The following is a 17,910-nucleotide window of genomic DNA, read 5'->3' on the forward strand; positions in this document are numbered from 1 at the left end:
CGTCGCCGAGGGTCCGTCTCGCTTACGGCGAAGTTCTTAGGTGTAACGAATGAGCGATTTAACGCAGAACACAACTGAACGCGTGCTATAGTTTCAAGACTTTGTTTTTTCTCTGCAGTAAACGAGCGCTAGCGGCGCAAAAAACGTGGTGATACTAGATGGTTCAAAGCACGCTGCTTAGTTTTTCTGATATTAGTGAGGTCTATCTGCAGGAACTTCGCAGGGGTAATGCGGTCAAACCAGAATTACTGGCTAATCGATTCCCTCAGTTTGCTGAACAGATCCTTGAGGAACTCCCCTTAATGGCGATGCTCGAGAAAGGGCTGCAAGTTTCTGGCACCGGTTCCGTACGCCTGCCTAGAGTTCCTGGAATCGATCTCATCGGACCCGTCGGTCGGGGTGCAACCGGTGTGGTTTACAAGGCAAAAAATCGACAGCGAAACACCGTTTGTGCTGTCAAGTTGATCAGCCTCAACCCCGAGAATGTGGATCCGGTACGACTCGATCGGGAAATCGAAACGTTGACTCGATTGAAACATCCTCACGTTGTCGAAATCCAATCGTTCGGAATGATTGAGGATTCGATTTATATCGTGATGAATTTCGTCGATGGATGTTCGCTAGACGAAGTCGTTGCCGGAGACGGAGCGACTTTGGCTGCGTATTGGTCGGGCGAACTTCGTCGCGATTGGTGTCGATTGGGAGATTGGGGTTATGAAATCGCCTCAGCTTTGGACTACATCCACCAAAAAGGAATTCTGCACCGAGATATCAAACCAGCCAACCTCTTGGTCGACCAAACGGGACGATGCTGGATCACCGACTTTGGACTCGCCAAAATTTGTGAAACTGGCATGACCGTCAGCCGAACCGGTCAGGTAATCGGCACGCCAAGATTCATGGCCCCCGAACAGATGCGTGGTACGACTGATCGACGGAGCGATATCTATTCGTTGGGTCGAACGTTATATGAACTGGCGGTAGCTGGAGCAGACAAACGCCACAACCTTTCCTCAATCGATCTTCCGCCGATCAAGGAAGTCAATCCCGACTTCCCCACTGAACTCGCCAAGATCATCGACAAGGCGAGTCAGCCCCTTGCGGATCGACGCTACCAGTCGGCGGGTGAACTCAGTGTTGTGTTGGAACGATACCTCTCAGGAATTCGCCCCAGTGATCGACGTCGTCCTGGGAAACGGTTGACGGAACAGCAATACAAAAAGCGAATGCGAATAAAGCATCGTATCGCCATCGCATGCAGTACGATCGCGATGTCAGCCGCCGCCACGTTTTTCGCGACACGTGAATCGCCTCCACCTCCCAAGCTAAGGCCACAGGCTGAGCTAAACGATCCTTCCTCGCAATCTCACTTCAAGGTTCTCGCCGCCGCTCTCGAAGACAACGAACAAGGGTTTGTCGGTGTGATCGGAGAAGCGCTCAAGACCTCGATGATTCAAAAGTCAGATACCGCCAGCGCTGCTGATGTGACCAACAAAATCGATCAAATCGTCAATCGACTCTCGACCGAAGGTCTCAAGCCGGGTGAACTCGACTCGATCATGCGGGGCTATCGCGAATCGTCATTACTCATCGGCAACAAAGTGCTGGCTCTTCGCCCTGTGCTGAAACGCTCCGGTTTGGGATTTCAAGAAAAAGCAAGAGGCGAGCGAATTATCGGACAGCTTGCCAAGGCGACGGTCAATCGAAAAATTGAAACGACCGAAGCCGAACGGATCTTGTCGTCGCTTTTTCAGGGAAATACTCCCAGGCTCGACGAGATCATCAGCACTCAAATACCTGACCGAGTTCTTGCGTCATGGCTTACCCTCGTGGAGTCGAGTTTCGCGACCGAGTTTGAAGCCATCGCTGCCGAGCCTTCTCGCTATAACGACGAGTGGGAAAACATCATTGACACCTACTTCCAAGCGTCGGATTGAGCGAGGCCCATCATGAGCACTAGATCCGTCGACAACCCGAGCAAGATCCTAAATAACCTCCAACGCGATAAAGCAGCAGGTTTGGCGGATCTATTCGAGTTACAACGTTCGCATCTACGTCATTTTCTAAAATGCCGTTTGAACAAAGTCCTTTCTAATCGACTCGACGCGTCCGATGTTATTCAAGAAGTCTATATTCGAGCGCAAAGAAACGTAGACGACTATCTGGCAAACCCCTGCGTTCCGCCTGTCATTTGGCTGCGACAATTAGCGTATAACGTCCTTGGTGATACCCATCGGCGACACTTTCGGCAACTTCGCAATCCATGTCACGAGCAAACGGACCACGACGAAGAGCTGATCACCAACCTGATTGATTCGAACGACTCGGTGAACACGGTCTGCCAGCGAAACGAAATGGCGGATCGAATTCGAATCATGCTGCGTCAACTGAGCCAAGTCGATCGAGAAGTGCTCCAACTGCGACATTTGGAAGGCTATTCGATCGCTGAAATTGCGGACATGTTCGAACTGAATTCAGAGACGATCAAGAAACGCTACTACCGAGCCCTGAAGCGATTCCGAAACATCATCGAAGGCGATCCCTGTATGGAAAACCGCTGTCCGCCGTCGACGAGTTAAAATGTGTGGGTCCGAATTTCGAAAGTGTAGACTCCATGTGAGTCCGTGCTTCCATTTTCAAACATGCCACCAGTGGAACTTATCAAAGGTTAGTTTTAGGTCACCGCTTTGGATAGCATAAGCATTCGATCCTACGGAACATCTTGTTGATGAGCACGCATTGCGATCATGGATTCGATTGCTTCGTAGTCCTCTTCAGTATCGATGTCGATGAGCGGTTGGTTGCATCGGAGTTGGACCACTCGCGATGACGGTTGCCGGCGAATCCATCGTTTGGCTCCTTCGTTTTGCAAATCGTTGATCAAGTCCGCAATCACTTCCGGTGCGAAACAGGCCGGAACGCCGCCTCCTGAATTGTAGATCGTGGCCGCGACCGATATTCCTGGGCGCATGGTATCGATCAGTAGTTGATAGTGCGACGACTCGATCAATGGTTGATCGCACAATGTCACCAGTGTATCGGCTTGTGGGTGCAGCTCTCGAGCCTTCGATAGTCCGAATGATAAGCTGCTCGCTTGACCGGTGGACCAGGCTTTGTTTTCAACGCATCTCAGACGCGAATCATTTCGCCCGACGATGACCGACGTGATGGCATCCGATCGAGCCCCCATGACGACGACGATGTGATCGACACTCGTTTGTCGCAGTCCATCGATCGCGTGTTCGATCAGCGTTCGGCCACCGATCGGCAAAAGTTGTTTAGGACGACCGAGACGCCGTGAGGCACCGGCGGCGAGCAGGATCGCGTTGCACGGACGTGGCGATTCAGGAGGCAACAAGATGAGGGACCGGTTCGTGAAGCGGTTCGAGCCGGTCGTGCAGTGGTTGACCGATGCGTCCGGTCGTCTGGCTGATACGTTCACCGGGCTGAGAGATAAGCTCACCGGGCATGGCGATCAATTCGGCCATGATCGCCATCGCAATTTCGGCGGGTGAGATCGCGCCGATGTCCAAACCGATCGGCGAACGAAGCCGTGCGATGTCATTGTCGCTCAGTTTTCGACCTCGCTTGTAGAGTTCTTGCACCAAACGTCCGAGTCGTCGTTTTGGCCCGAGCAGCCCGATCGAACGGACGGGGGAATCGAGCAAGACCGGCAACAGTTCCCCATCGCGGGCAAAGTCATGCGTCATCACGACCACATCCGTTCGCTCGGATAGCGACAGCGATCGGGCCACCAGGTGATGCGGGCCGCATTGAACCCGCGCGGTTGGAAAACGAGACGGGTCGGCCAGCTCGGGGCGATGGCCGACCACGGTCACTTCCCAATCCAAAACCGAGGCCGCTTGGACGACCGGAATGACATCATCACCGGCACCGAAGATCACCAGTTCTCGACGGGGCCGAATAATCTCGATCGCCGCTTCGACTTCGTTGCCCGCTTCGTCGGTGAATACGATGGAGGCGTTTCGACTTACGCTACGAAACTCTTGACTCACACTCGGGGGTAGCTGATCCGCGAAGCTGGCCTCGGTCCATTGATCACCGACGTGATAGTCGGACGAATCACTTCGGTAGATCGTCAACAGCTTGGCATCTTGGCGTTGTTCTTGGACTCGGCGAAGCACATCGATCGCGGCTGGATGACTTCGATCGACTCTTTGACACAAAACGTAAACGAGCCCTTCGCAGCCGGTGCCATAACGCTGGCCTTCGACCGAGTTGCCGCGGGTGTCCAAGACGATCAAACGCGGGCCGTTGTTCGTCGCTTCCCAAACGCGGCGGCACAGATCTTTTTCTAAACAACCGCCGCTGATGTAACCTTCACGCTCGCCCGATGGCGTTAACAACAGCCGTGCACCGGGGCGACCGTAACCACTACCGTCGAGCCGAACGACGGTACACAGGACGCATGTTTCGTCGTCTTCGAAAGACATGATCGCCAAGTCGACGATTTTGGAAACGCTCACGCCATCACCTTTTCAGGTGTGATGGGCAGGGACCGAATACGTTTGCCCGTCGCGTTGTACACCGCGTTGGCGATGGCCGCAGCGACGCCGGTGATACCAATTTCACCGATCCCTTTGGCACCGATCGGTGACGCATTGAAGTCGGGCGTGTCGATCCACATCACGTCGAGGTCGGGAATATCCGCGTTGACGGGAACGTGGTATTCGGCCAAGTTGTCGTTGGTAATCCGTCCCAAACGATGATCCCAGTGCGTCGCCTCTTGCAATGCGTGTCCGACGCCAAAGATCAAACCTCCGATGAATTGGCTGCGCCCCGTACGTGCGTTCAAGATCGTGCCACAAGCGTAGCAGCCCAACATCCGTCGCACTCGAACCAAACCAAGCGTCTCGTCGACGGCGACTTCGACGAAAGTCGCACCAAAGGAATGATTCGACGTCGGGGAATCTTTAGGGCCTTTAAAGTCCCCGATCGCACTGACGCGATCCTTCATCGCGGCCGATAACAGATCCTCCACGGCGAGCATTGCTGATTCCGCATTTTCGCCCGCAATCAACTTTCCATTTCGCAAGCGAATGTTCTCGGCTTCGACACCCGCGATCGGAGAGCCCTCAGGTGCCAGTTCGATCAATCGTTTTTTCAGTTTCTCGAGCGCCAATCGGATCGCGCCTCCGACACTTGCCGTGGTGGCACTGCCCCCAGTGACGCCTCCAGGTGGCAAGTCGGTATCACCGATTTCCATCGATACCCGTGACGCTGGGATACCGAGCATGTCCGCAAGCAACTGTCCTGCGGCGGTCCGAATGCCAGTACCGATCTCATGGGTGCAGCATTTAATATTCACGGTTCCGTCTGACTTCCAAGTCAACTCGACTTTGGTGGGGAACGTTAAGTAGGGATACGTCGCCGACGCCACGCCGTGACCGATTAGCCAATCGCCGTCATGGGTTTGACGCGGCTGCTTATTTCGCTTGGACCAATTAAAACGTTTGGCTCCGCGATCGTAACACTCCATCAACAATCGACTGCTGAACGGTTTGTCTTGATGGATGTCCTTTTCCGGTTCATTGATGCGTCGAAACTCGATCGGATCCATGTTCAATTTGACCGCCATTTCATCGACGGCCGATTCGAGCGCGAACATTCCGGGGGTTTCGGCTGGCGCTCGCATGAAAGTCGGAATCTGTGTATTCAATCGACAATGCTTTTGTGACAGTCGCAGATTTTGGGTTTGCAACATCATTCGCGTCGCCATCGTGAACGCTTCGGTGTAGGTGTCTTTGATGGCCGTTGACGCGTAGCCCTCATGAATCACCGATTGAATCTTGCCGGATTCGTCGCAACCGATCGCGACGCGTTGTCGGATCGGGGTGCGATGCCCCGTGCCTCCGTACATTTGTCGGCGAGTGACAACGCACTTGACCGGTTGGCCGGTCATCTTGCTAGCGAAGCATGCCACCAACGCTTGAGGCCACATCAAGCCTTTCGACCCAAATGCACCACCGACATATTTGCAAATCACACGAACTTGTTTGGGGTCGAGTCCGAAGACTTTTACCAAGCTCGCTTGGGCGATCGGTAGGCTTTGCGAAGCGTCGTATACGGTTAGAAAAGGCTTGTTGTTTTGGGTCGACCAGTGAGCGATCGTCGCGTGCGGTTCGATCGGATTATGATGATTTCCGATCAACGGATACTGGTGATCGACTTTGATCGCGGCCTTATCCAATGCCGCATCCGCATCACCGATCGAAATCACCGCTGGGGCTCCCATCACACTGTCGGGACGTTCATCGGCGGGAGCGTCGTCGATATCCGTGGTGTGTGGTTTGATTTGGTAGTTGACCTTCACGGCGAGTGCCGCGTCACGTGCCGATTCGAATGACTCCGCCACGACCGCAGCGACGTATTGGCCGGCGAAAAATATCTCGTTCTCCGATGCCGGATAGAGCTTGGAGGAGATGGAGGTTTTGAAGTTCGTCTCGCTACCTGATTGAACTTGTTTGATCTTGGGAACGTTTTCCGGTGTGATGATCAAACGAACGCCCGGCATCGAAGCGGCTTCGGACGTGTCGATCGAATCGATCGTCCCATGGGCAACCGTGGCCGGAACGGCCACGCAGTGCAGCAGATTCTCGATCGGCCATTCGGCGGTGAAGGTGGCTGAGCCGGTGACCTTCTCGCGACCGCTGACGCGGACCAAGGATTTTCCGACGGGACCGTCGAGTTGCAATGATTCATAAGCCATGACAAAGTTCTCGCTTGGAGCTTATCCGAAAAGGGGTCTGACCCTATTCGGCGATACGAAAAAGACAACAAAACTCGACTCGCCTCCAAAGGGTCAGACCCCTTTTCGGATTAGCGTTTAGGATCGACCGTGTTGCATCGCCCAAAGCTGCTCGTCGCTGAGCGGTCCTTGGTCACGAAGTGTTTTCCACGCCCGAATGAGCGTGCGTTTGGCTAAGGGCACCTTGTATTCCAAACCCAAAGGCGGGTTGGCAGTTTGAAGCGCGGCATCGGCGGCGGCTTCGAAGGTCGCATCGGTCGGTGGCTTGCCGATTAGGGCAGCTTCCGCCTCGGGACTGTGCCATGGGATCGAACCGAGTCCGCCGATCCCGACGTGAGCCGCCTCGATTTGATCGTTGTTGATTTGTAGTCCGACGGCGGCACTCGCCAAGGCGAACGCGTAACTGCTTCGTTCGCGAACCTTGAGATAATAACTGTTGCGGAGCGGTTCGCTGATCGGAAGCTTGACACGCGTGATCAATTCACCCGGTTGGAGCAACGTCGTGTATTGAAACGACTCGCCGGGAACTTGGTAAAAATCACGAGCCGCAACGGTCCGCACGCCATCGGGACCACTGAGTTCAAGCTGCCCGTCGAATGCCGTCACCGTCACCGCAAAGTCACCCGGATACATGCCGACCAAACGCCCACCGTTACCTAAGACGGCCAACAAAGTTGTCTCGACGCCTTCGCCGAATCGCGACGCCGGTTCCTCTGGCAAGGGCATGTCGGTGTGCCGATAGTAGGGCGATCGGGTGCGTTGCAATAGATTGCCACCGATCGTCGCCATGTTGCGAATTTGGGGCGAAGCGGCCAGGATCAACGACTGGCGAATGACGGGGAAACGATCTCGCACGGCCTCATGATCGGCCAGCCCCGCCATCGTGCAGCCGCCGCCGATTACCAAAAAGCCATTTTTCGTCTCAACCGATTCATCCAAAACGCTTCGAACATGAACCACCTTGGTCGGTTTGAGAACATTGAGTTTCATCAAATCGATCATCGTTGTGCCGCCGGCAATCGGCATGCAACGTTCTTGGGTCAGGGCCGATTGAGCATCGTCGAGCGACGACGGTTGGTGATATTTAAACGGAATCATCGGGAAGCCTCCAACGTCGCCTCGGTCGGATCGTTGACCGGTTCACTGCCGGCGGTTTGTCGCACGGCGGCGAGGATATTCGGGTACGCGCTACAACGACACAAATTCCCGCTCATCCATTCCCGAGTCTCTTCGGCGGGCCCCGAAGCGTGTCCTTCGTCGATGCACGCCACTCCGGACATGATTTGCCCGGGCGTGCAGTATCCGCATTGGTACGCATCGCAGCGAAGGAAGGCTTCCTGCATCGGATGCAGCGAGTCTTCCCCGGCGAGCCCTTCGATCGTTCGCACGTCGGCTCCATCGATCGTCGCGGCCAGCGTCAGGCACGACAGCACGCGTTTGCCGTCGATGTGAACCGTACAAGCACCGCAGGAACCGTGGTCACAGCCCTTCTTTGTTCCAAACAAACCGAGGTTTTCACGCAATAAATCGACCAGCGTCGTTCGTGAATCGATCGTCAAATCGTGCGGTTGGCCGTTGATCCGGATCGAGATTTTGACCCGATCGATCTGGGCCGCGTTGCCGGAAGCTTCGCCATTGGTCGATGAAGCACTTTCGTCAGCATGGGAGTGACTTGCGTGAACGGCACCGGTGGCCGACGCGGCACCGACGTTTCGCAAGAATTCACGACGTTTGATTTCAGGTGGATTTTTCAAGGGCCCGGCTCCGTGGAAGTCGATGGACGCGATCACGCGATCCACGCTACGCAAACATCGCGCCGCAAAACCCGTTTCCCGCCTTGACTCTCCGGATTGATTTGTAGCGACGCCGATCAGCGACCCGTTGGATCCGGTTGCCGGGTTACAATGCAAACGCGAAATTGATCGTGGCCCGAACCTTCCTCTCAAACGTAAGCTTGATCCTTCGATGACGTCGTCCTCCATCCAATCTCACGACCCGTTCCGTGAAATCCGCCAAACCGATGGCGTGATGCGATGTCCGTTTCACGGCGAATCGATCACGATGATTCTGCGTCACTCCGACGTCCGCGACGCGGCGGCGGATTGGCGGACGTACAGTTCCGATGCCCCGTTTCGCGTCCCGATCCCGTCGGAGGAGGCTGTGCGGACGATCCGCCAGTTGCCGATCGAAACCGACCCGCCGCGACATACCGAATATCGCAAACTGACCGAACCGTTTTTCCTGCGAGCCAAACGGCCCGATGTGATCGCCTCGGTCAAACGCATGATCGACGAAGCCGTCGCGTCATCGTTCAAAGCCGACTCGTTCGACGCGGTTTCAGAATTGGCCTTGCCGATTCAATCGCGTGCGCTCACGCAATTGCTCAACGTTCCGGAGTCGGAGGCCGACATCTGGATCGGGTGGGGAATCCATGTCTTCAAAGTCACCGGCGGAACCTTCAAAACAGGGAACGTGTTGGAAGATTATTTGAACGAACGATTCGACCAAGCCGAAGCCGATCCGGGAGATGATTTCTTCAGCGCGCTGATTCAAGCGACGTTCGAGGGACGACGATTGACGCGGCAGGAGTGTCTGGGGTTTGGGAACCTGACCTTCGCCGGCGGCCGTGACACGATCATCCACACGGCGACCTCGATGATCGCACATTTGGCTTGGCGTCCGGAAGCGTTGGCGTATTTGCGAGACGATCCCACCCGCATCACGTTGGCCAGCGAAGAGTTCTTTCGGGTCTTCATGCCGTTAACCCAAATCGGCCGTGTCTGCCCCAACGGTGCGGACATTCATGGCGTGTCGGTGGCTCCGAATGAACGTGTCGGGTTATGTTGGGCATCGGCCAATCACGACGAGACGGTCTTCGACCAACCCGAAGAGATTCGGTTGGACCGCCGGCCCAACCCTCATGTTTCGTTCGGATATCGGAACCACCTCTGTCAAGGTGCCCCGCACGCTCGCTTGGTGATCCGCAGTTTGCTCGAGACGATTTGCCGGACCGTGGATCGTATCGAAGTGATCGAAGCGAAACCACAAACCGAGCGAGAGGAACGGTTCGTCCGTCAGGTCGGCTATGAATCGCTCCGCGTTCGCTGGAGCCGACTCGAACCATCCGAATCTTAAGATGGCGGATTTGCACGTCGACTTTCACGAAGGCACGCTACGAATCCGTCGGCTGTCACGCCCCAAAGACGATCCCGCCCATGGTTCGTTAGCGGAACGTCTGCGTGAAAATCTTCAAGGGATTCCGTTGGTCTATGACGACCGTGACCGGTGTTATCGGTGCGATGCGATGTGGGCGAGTCGTTTGAGAGAGACGCTCGAGCACGTCGCGCCGGGCGCAATCCAATGGCGGGCGTCAGCCGATCAGCAGTGGCAACCGGACTATCGCGACCGGCGTCACATCCGATTGCGCGGCGATCAAGTTCAAGCCGTCGAGGACTTTGAATCTGGCGGTCGTCGCGGGTTGCTGGTGATGCCGACCGGGACTGGCAAAACCGTCGTCGCGATCGAGTGTCTGTTACGAGCCCGGTGCAGTTCGTTGATCGTGGTTCCGGTCCGCGATTTGATGTACCAATGGCACGCCAAGATTTTGGAAGCCACCGGGGTCGATGCCGGTTTGATCGGCGACGGAGTGCATCGTGTCTCCCCGATCAGTATCGCGACTTACGATTCGGCAGCGATTCACATGCCCCGCATCGGTAATCGATATCACATGATCGTGTTCGACGAGGTCCACCATTTGGCCGGTGCTTGGCGAAGCGACGCGGCGAGAATGTCGACCGCGACGATTCGATTGGGATTGACGGCGACGTTGCCCGACGATGAAACGCGTCTGCAAACCTTGCATGAACTCGTCGGTCCGACGTTGCATCATCAGGCCATCGGCGATGCGTCAGGAGATACGTTGGCCGAGTATCGCATTCACCGCATCGCCGTGCCGTTGACGGCGTCGGAACGCCACGCCTACGACTCGCATTCGCGAACCGTCCGTGAGTTTGTCGCCTCCCAACGCGAACTCGATCCGAAGTTCCGTTGGGAAGACATTCACAAACTCACCGCGTTGACGCGAACCGAACCGGAGCGAGCCGCCGCAGCCGGTGCCGCCGCGGCCGCGTTCCGGGCCAAGCAAAAAATCGAAGACCAAGCCGACGCGAAGATGCGGACCCTCGAAGACCTGTTCCGCCTCCACGCCGGCCAGCCGGTGATCGTTTTCACCGGCACCAACGTGATGGCCCGAGCGATCTCGATGCGTTTCATGGTGCCGTGCTTGCTATCGCACTGTGCCAAGAAGGAACGACAAGAAGTCTTGCAACGATTCGCCGAAGGTCGCTATCCGGTGTTGGTCGCCAATCGCGTCTTAGACGAAGGCGTCGATCTTCCCGATGTGAAGACGGCGATCGTGTTGGGCGGTTTATCAAGCCAACGTCAAGCGATCCAGCGACTTGGACGTGTGTTGCGAAAAGGCACCCGAAACGAACGAGCGACCTTGTACGAGATCGTCACCGACGCCACCAACGAAGTCAAACGCAGTCGCAATCGACGTCGCAATGACGCCTATCAAAAACGTACCCGTTAACCATGCTGCGTAGTGAACATTCTCTTGCGGAGATCGACTTTCGTCGTCGAACGATTCAACCGGATCGCTTAATGCGGGAACGGGATTCCGCGTACATCGACGCCGTGGATGCGTGCTTAAACCTCTACCGAAATTCGATCGGCGAAGCGCGCCAAGAGATCCATCGTGGCGTCGCGGATGTGTTGTCGAGCGTTCCCGGATGTCCCCCCAAGCGGATTGCCGCATTCTGCAAATTGTTCGACGACTCGGCCCGGTACGAAGCGAACGGCCGGGCGGCCAGCGCATTGCGGTGCCGCGTGTTCGAAGCCGCCTCGCCATTACATCCGATCGTTTCACAACGCGAAGGCATCTTCGAACACGACTTGGCGTCGGCTCGACAAATCGTGTGCGAAGCGGTGGGACTGAGTTGGCCGGAGATCGAATCACGCATGTTTGCCGACGTCATCGAGTTGCAACGCTTGCAGGAGTTTGACGATAAACTCACGCCCATCGATTGGTTATCGGCTTACAACATGGCTCAAACGCAGGCCGCCTTGTACCGGGCGACATCGGTGCGCATCGATGCTTGGTCGGATTTCAAAACGATCGCGCGGCATGCCAAGCTCGCGCGACTCATGCACCGCATCGACAAGATCGACCGTCCCGAACCGGGGTTTCGATTCCAGCTCGATGGTGCCGGTTCGTGTTTGCGGGAAACGACCCGATACGGGATCGGGTTTGCCAAGTTGTTGCCGAAACTGTTGACGTGTCGACGATGGCAACTGTCGGCCCGCGTGCTCGGTCCGAACCATCAAGTCTTGCGTTTGGACGTTTCTCCAAAAGATCGCTTGCGATCGCCGCTTCAGCCCGAAGACGATTTTGATTCCGAATTCGAGAGGCAAGTCGATGCGGCGTGGCAACGCAATCCGCCACCCGCGTGGCGTTTGGAACGCGAGAGCGAATTGTTGGTGCGTGGGCAGACCGTCTTGACCCCCGATTTCGTGCTGCGTCATGACGACGGGCGAAAGATCTTTTTGGAGGTGATCGGGTTCTGGACGCCGGAGTACTTGCGGGACAAATCCGAACGAATGCGTGGTTGGCTCGACGGCGGGCAACAAGATCGTCGTGATCGCTGGTTACTGATGTTTCCTAAAAAGCCGTCCGAGCGCGCCGAAAAAATTGCCGAGGTGTTGACTTTGTCTTTCCTCTTGTTTGATCCCAAGCAAGCTCCGTCGGAGTGGATCGCCGCAGTCGAGTCCAAACAGTGACCTGAGCCGCAGCGCGATAGAGAAGCGTCCCGCTTAGAACTGCCGGTGAACCGTGTTGAAACTCGTTCCCAGGCTCCCGCCCCTTCTATAGGCCACAAGTCCTCATGGATTGCTCCCCTGCCAGCTCGTCTGGCAGGAAGCTGAGGTTGGCAAGCTAATTCACCCACGAGACGAGCTCGTGGGGGTTGGATCAGGCAACTTAATTCCGAACGAAAGCTAAGTCGCTTGCCTCAAGAACACTGGGACCGAAGACGTCGACGATTTGGGATCATAGCGGTACCCGTCCTCGGCGAACTGCGTTAGCTTTGCTTCCGTTTTGACTTTGTTTCGGATCACCCACGCCGCCATCGAGCCTCTCGCCTTTTTGGCAAAAAAACTGACGATCGTTGCCTTGCCGTTTTTGACCTCCTTGAAGGCCGGCGAAACGATCGGTGCGGGCAGTATCGATTTTTTTACAACGCGGAAGTATTCGTTGGACGCCAAGTTCAATAAGAAACGCGAGCGGTTGTGTTCCATTTGTTCGGCCAAGAGCTTCGTCACGCGATCGCCCCAAAAGGCATAGAGGTCTTTCCCCCAATCACCGTCGAGCGACGTCCCCATTTCCAAACGATACGGCAACATACGGTCGAGCGGCCGCAGCACGCCGTAGAGTCCTGACAGAATGCGGAGTTGTTCTTGGGCGCGTTCGATTTGCAGCGTCGTGAGGGTTTCCGCCTTCAGACCCTGGTAAACGTCGCCTTGGAACGCGAACAACGCTTCTTTGGATCCTTGTTTGGGGTGAGGTGCCTCCCAGTCTTGGAATCGTTGATGGTTCAGCTCGGCAAGCGTTTCGCTGATCCCCATCATTTGCCGCAGTCCAGCGGGAGTTTCACGCTTGAGCCGTTCGGCCAATCGCCTGCTTTGATTGATCAGAACCGGCTGGCGGTCCGACGCGGCGATCTCGGGCAAACGGACGGAAATTTCGGATTCAAAATCCAACGTTTTGGCGGGTGACAGAACGATCAGCATGATGTCTTCGATTCGAAAAGTGACGAGTTTCGGCGTGATTTTGGAAGTGGTTTCGGGGCGAGCTTACAAAACGTCTCTTGTGTTCGCGACCACCAATCGGCTAGCTCCAAGGCAATCACGGCGCTGTTTGGCTCACGCCGATTTGAGACCGCTTCCATTATCCGACCTCAGCTATGCTTTCATCGCGTTTCGGGCTGATTTGCCTCACGATCCTGCTCGCCGCCGGCGGACTGATGTCGACGGGATGTTCGTCCTTGCTCGACCGCGGCAAGTCCAGCCAAGACGGCGATCCGCATCTAAAAAAATTGCTTGCCGCCCCCGAGCCGCCGGATTTGGTGCGTGAAGCCGCCGTGGCACAAGGGCTCAACGAAATCAGGATCGATGGCGTCGCCGTCGTCAACCGGTTGCCGGGGACCGGCGGTCCCGCCCTGCCGTCGGGATTTCGCGATCGGCTGCTCGAAGAGATGAAACGCAACGAAGTCCCCAACCCGAACGAGTATCTCGAACGTGACGACACCGCCCTCGTCCAAGTCCGTGGGTTGATCCCGCCCGGATCACGCCGGGGCGATCCGATTGATTTGCAAATTCTGACACCGCCGAAAACCGAAGCGACCGATCTGCACGGTGGGTGGTTGCTCGACACGCGGCTGCGTCATCAACAAGTCTTGCAAAACAGTGTTCGCAGCAGCGACGTCATGGCGATCGGGACGGGACCGATTTTAACGCGGGCGGATTTCGACGGAACCGACGACGCCACACTGCAAGTCACCGGCCGAATCCTCTCGGGTGGAATGGTGCAACTGGATCGCAAGCTGGGATTGGTTTTGCGTCCGAAGTATCAACACGTCAAGCTGGCCACCGCCATCGCCGACGCCATCAATCGACGCTTTTATTTCTTTGACGGAACAACTCGCCGTGGCATCGCCAAAGCGATCGAGGACGACTACATCGAATTGGACGTTCATCCACGATACCGGCATCACGAAGAACGGTTCATGGCCGTCGTTCGCGCGATCGCGGTCGCGCCCGAGTCGACCGGGACGCAGGCCAAACTCGTCGACCTCGCCGAGAAACTTCGCAACCCGCCGACCGCATTCGACGCCGCGATCCAACTCGAAGCCTTGGGCGAGATGGCGATCCCGACATTGATCGAAGCGACCGAACTGTCCAACCCCGAACTACGTTTCTATGCCGCCGAAGCGCTCGCCTACTTGGACCGCGTCGAAGCGGTCGCGCCGTTGGTCGAAGGCATCCGAAACCATCCAGCGTTCCGTGCCCCCGCGTTGGCCGCGTTGCAAGGACTCGCCAATCCGACGGTGGGCAACTCGGTTCGCAAGCTACTCGACGAAGCGAGTCTGGAGACTCGGTACGGTGCGATGGTGACACTGCGTGAACGCAAGGATGCCAAAGACTCGCTCGGCGGCGAGAACCTCAAAGGGCAATTCCGCTTGTACGAGATTCCCTCCAAAGGCCCGGCCGCCGTCGTCGTGTCACTCAACCGTAAACCCGAAATCGTCTTGATGGGCGACGTCGCGCGGCCCGCGATGGAATCATTCTTCATCGGTCCTGCCGGTATGGTGATCCGCCGAATCGAAGGTGAAGCGACCTCGGCCGGTCGATTCCGCATCAGCCGATTCCGTCCCGGACAAGAAGACGCGTTCGCGGAAATCGAAGGCACTTGGCAAGCGATCTTGCGCGGGATCACCGAAGTCGGTGGCGGCTACGGTGACGCCGTGGCGACGTTGCGAATGGCCAAAGAACAAGGCGTCTTGGTCGATCAGTTAGCGTTCGATCCGTTGCCTCAGTTCCAACGAACATACTACCGCGATGAAGAGACAAGCGAAGACGATGACGACGACGAGTGAGTAATAGCTGTCGGTCGATGTCAAACTTAAACTTAAACCTCAACTTAAACTTAAACCCAAAGAAGTGAGTTTAAGTTTAAGTTTAAGTTTAAGTTTAAGTTTGAAACCGAGTTACCGCTTTGTCGGTTGGCCTCGTTTGCCTTGTTTTCGGTATTTGTTTGGGTTGTCTGCTTTGCCGGTGATCTCGTACAGGAATCGGCTCGGCGTTGTCGGGATCGGTTTGCCCCATTTGCGACGCGTCAGTGCGAGGGACATCGTTAGCGTGTCTTGGGCGCGGGTGATCCCGACATAGCACAACCGTCGCTCTTCGGCGATGTCGCTTTCGTTGCCGCTCTTGACGCTGCGGCTATGAGGCAGGATGCCGTCTTCCATCCCGACCAAGTACACGACCGGGAATTCCAAACCCTTCGCCGCGTGCATCGTTAACAACCACACCGCGTTCTTCATCGCGAGTTTATCTTTCTCGCTGCCCATCTCGCGACCCGACAAAGCGATCTCACTGAGGAAACCCGACAGATCGGGCTTTTCGCTTTTGTCTTCGTAAGCGGCGATCGCGTTGGTGACTTCGCCGAGCGATGCCATTCGTGATTCGCGTTCCTCGGGTTGATCGTACATGCGGGCGATCTCTTCGCCATACGCGGTGCGTTGCAACAGGGTTTCCATCGCCTCCCGCAACGAATCGTTCGCGGCTCGTTGTTGCACGTCGGTGCATAGTTGTTTCAATCCCGCGATACCACGTTGAGCGGCGGCGGGTAACTCGTCAACGACGGACGCGTCTTGCATGATCTGCCACACCGAAACGCCGCGGGCGACGGCGCGTTCGATCAGCATCCTCGTCGTCTTGGTGCCCAAGCCCCGGGCAGGCGTGTTAACGATCCGTAGCAACGAGACTTCATCGTCGGGCTGGTCGATCCACTTCAAATACGCGACCATGTCCTTGACTTCGCGGCGATCAAAGAACGATTGACTTCCCAGCATCACGTAGGGAACGTCGGCCTTACGTAGTTCGGTTTCGAACAGACGCGGTTGTTCGTTGGTGCGAAACAGGATGGCGATGTTTTTGGGTTGAATGTGTTCGTTGTCGATCAAATGTCTGATCTCGCGAACGATCGTTTCGGCTTCGGTCTGCTCGTCTTTGTGTTGAACGATGCGAGGCCGTTTGCCCATCGGCAGGTCGGGCTTGAGCACTTTGTCGTGGCGTTCTGTGTTGAACGCGATCAAGGTGTTGGCCATCTGCAAGATCGCACCGGTGCTGCGATAGTTGTCTTCGAGCCACACGATCTTGGCGTCGGGCCAATCGTTCGAAAAGCTCAGGATGTGACTGACGTCGGCACCTCGCCAAGCGTAGATCGATTGATCATCGTCACCGACGACGCACAGGTTGCGATGGTCTTGGACGAGTGCCTTGGTGATCCGGTATTGGCTGCCGTTGGTGTCCTGGTATTCGTCGACGAGGACGTGGTCGTATTTGGACGCTTCGGCGAGCCGGATTTCCTCATGGCCGGTGAGGAGTTCTTCGGTATAGAGCAGAAGATCGTCGAAATCCATCGCGCCTCGGGCCCGCAGCGCGTTTTGATATCGACGATAACCCGACGCGGCAAAATGTTCTTTGTCGGTGCTCGCGATCATGCCCGCTTGCTCGGGTTTCACCGACGCGCTTTTCCAGCCGCTGATGATGTTGAGCATGTCCGACGGTTTAATCGCGGTGCCGGGCAAACGTAATTCACGCAAAATTTGCCGGGCGATGGATTCTTGGTCGCTACGATCGTAGATCGAAAACTTCTTGGGAAACCCGAGCGCGTTGGCGTGTTCCCGCAAGATGCGAACGCACTGTGAATGGAACGTGCTGACCATCGGCTTAGGCGTGGCCGGTTCACCACGGCGACGACGTGGTTTGTTTTTGTGACCTAGCAACTCGCCGACGCGATCTTGCATCTCGCCGGCGGCTTTGTTGGTGAACGTGACCGCCAAGATCCGCTGCGGCTGGGTGCCGTGCTTGATCAAGTTGGCGATCCGAAAGGTCACGACCCGGGTTTTTCCAGTACCCGCGCCGGCCAAAACCAAAAGCGGTCCGGATAGCGTTTGGACCGCTTCGGCTTGCGGAGGGTTGAGCCCCTCGACGCTGAATCCATTCAAGAGTGCTTGCTCAGAAGTCTCAGGCGACGTCGATGTTGATTCGACGACCTTCGCGATCGAAACGCACGTGTCCGTCGACGAGAGCAAACAGGGTGTAATCGTTGCCCATTCCGACGCCCTTGCCGGGGTGGAACTTGGTGCCGACCTGACGAACCAAGATACTGCCGGCGCGAACGGCTTCACCGCCGAATTTCTTCACGCCACGACGTTGTGCGTTGCTATCACGACCGTTGCGGCTACTGCCTTGTCCCTTTTTGTGTGCCATCGAGCTGTTTCAAGTGTTTCGGTTGAGTT

14 protein-coding genes are annotated in these 17,910 nt (G+C 56.3%); 6 read left to right on the top strand and 8 right to left on the bottom strand.

The genetic code is table 11. From position 1 onward, the window contains the following. The first annotated feature begins 158 nt into the window (after nt 1–158). Nucleotides 159–1,937 carry a serine/threonine protein kinase gene (locus Pla100_RS21320; RefSeq protein WP_146579945.1) on the top strand — a complete coding sequence of 593 codons (1,779 nt, stop codon included), beginning with the start codon at nt 159–161 and terminating at the stop codon, nt 1,935–1,937. Nucleotides 1,938–1,949: 12 nt separating this feature from the next. Further along, complete coding sequence (locus Pla100_RS21325) at nt 1,950–2,579, top strand: sigma-70 family RNA polymerase sigma factor (protein WP_146579947.1); 630 nt, start codon at nt 1,950–1,952, stop codon at nt 2,577–2,579. Nucleotides 2,580–2,710: 131 nt separating this feature from the next. On the opposite strand, the gene Pla100_RS21330 is transcribed toward Pla100_RS21325, so the two are convergent. The 5 genes from Pla100_RS21330 to Pla100_RS21350 form a co-directional block, all read right to left on the bottom strand. After that, nucleotides 2,711–3,358 carry a nucleotidyltransferase family protein gene (locus Pla100_RS21330; RefSeq protein ID WP_197168123.1) on the bottom strand — a complete coding sequence of 216 codons (648 nt, stop codon included), beginning with the start codon at nt 3,356–3,358 and terminating at the stop codon, nt 2,711–2,713. Further along, complete coding sequence (locus Pla100_RS21335) at nt 3,345–4,487, bottom strand: XdhC family protein (protein WP_146579951.1); 1,143 nt, start codon at nt 4,485–4,487, stop codon at nt 3,345–3,347. Before Pla100_RS21335 ends, Pla100_RS21330 begins: the two co-directional genes overlap by 14 nt. After that, a complete protein-coding gene (locus Pla100_RS21340) occupies nt 4,484–6,730 on the bottom strand; it encodes a xanthine dehydrogenase family protein molybdopterin-binding subunit (protein WP_146579953.1) in 2,247 nt (748 codons plus the stop codon). Before Pla100_RS21340 ends, Pla100_RS21335 begins: the two co-directional genes overlap by 4 nt. Nucleotides 6,731–6,847: 117 nt before the next feature. Then, complete coding sequence (locus Pla100_RS21345; RefSeq protein WP_146579955.1) at nt 6,848–7,867, bottom strand: FAD binding domain-containing protein; 1,020 nt, start codon at nt 7,865–7,867, stop codon at nt 6,848–6,850. Further along, nucleotides 7,864–8,523 carry a (2Fe-2S)-binding protein gene (locus tag Pla100_RS21350; RefSeq protein ID WP_231603310.1) on the bottom strand — a complete coding sequence of 220 codons (660 nt, stop codon included), beginning with the start codon at nt 8,521–8,523 and terminating at the stop codon, nt 7,864–7,866. The genes Pla100_RS21345 and Pla100_RS21350 overlap by 4 nt, the downstream gene beginning before the upstream one ends. Nucleotides 8,524–8,734: 211 nt before the next feature. Here Pla100_RS21350 and Pla100_RS21355 point away from each other — a divergent pair, with 211 nt between their 5' ends. From Pla100_RS21355 to Pla100_RS21365, 3 genes are read left to right on the top strand one after another with little or no spacing between them, the layout of a single operon-like run. Further along, nucleotides 8,735–9,904, top strand: coding sequence for a cytochrome P450 (locus Pla100_RS21355; RefSeq protein WP_146579958.1), 1,170 nt, complete (start codon nt 8,735–8,737; stop codon nt 9,902–9,904). Nucleotide 9,905: 1 nt separating this feature from the next. Next, the gene (locus tag Pla100_RS21360; RefSeq protein ID WP_231603311.1) at nt 9,906–11,360 is read left to right on the top strand and encodes a DEAD/DEAH box helicase; all 1,455 of its coding nucleotides are present in this window, start codon (nt 9,906–9,908) and stop codon (nt 11,358–11,360) included. Nucleotides 11,361–11,362: 2 nt separating this feature from the next. Next, the gene (locus Pla100_RS21365) at nt 11,363–12,607 is read left to right on the top strand and encodes a DUF790 family protein (RefSeq protein ID WP_146579963.1); all 1,245 of its coding nucleotides are present in this window, start codon (nt 11,363–11,365) and stop codon (nt 12,605–12,607) included. A 216-nt stretch (nt 12,608–12,823) separates the two neighbouring features. Here the strand turns inward: Pla100_RS21365 and yaaA are convergent, their stop codons facing one another. Beyond that, a complete protein-coding gene (yaaA, locus tag Pla100_RS21370) occupies nt 12,824–13,615 on the bottom strand; it encodes a peroxide stress protein YaaA (RefSeq protein ID WP_146579965.1) in 792 nt (263 codons plus the stop codon). Nucleotides 13,616–13,788: 173 nt separating this feature from the next. Between yaaA and Pla100_RS21375 the strand changes: the two genes are divergently transcribed. Beyond that, nucleotides 13,789–15,480, top strand: coding sequence for a flagellar basal body P-ring protein FlgI (locus tag Pla100_RS21375; protein ID WP_231603312.1), 1,692 nt, complete (start codon nt 13,789–13,791; stop codon nt 15,478–15,480). A gap of 111 nt (nt 15,481–15,591) precedes the next feature. On the opposite strand, the gene Pla100_RS21380 is transcribed toward Pla100_RS21375, so the two are convergent. Next, nucleotides 15,592–17,616 carry an ATP-dependent helicase gene (locus Pla100_RS21380; RefSeq protein WP_146579967.1) on the bottom strand — a complete coding sequence of 675 codons (2,025 nt, stop codon included), beginning with the start codon at nt 17,614–17,616 and terminating at the stop codon, nt 15,592–15,594. Nucleotides 17,617–17,635: 19 nt separating this feature from the next. Continuing rightward, nucleotides 17,636–17,881 (bottom strand): 50S ribosomal protein L27, encoded by a 246-nt coding sequence (rpmA, locus tag Pla100_RS21385; protein WP_146579969.1) that lies wholly within the window; start codon nt 17,879–17,881, stop codon nt 17,636–17,638. Nucleotides 17,882–17,910: the final 29 nt, after the last annotated feature.

This window comes from Neorhodopirellula pilleata (assembly GCF_007859915.1).
Taxonomy (GTDB): domain Bacteria; phylum Planctomycetota; class Planctomycetia; order Pirellulales; family Pirellulaceae; genus Rhodopirellula; species Rhodopirellula pilleata.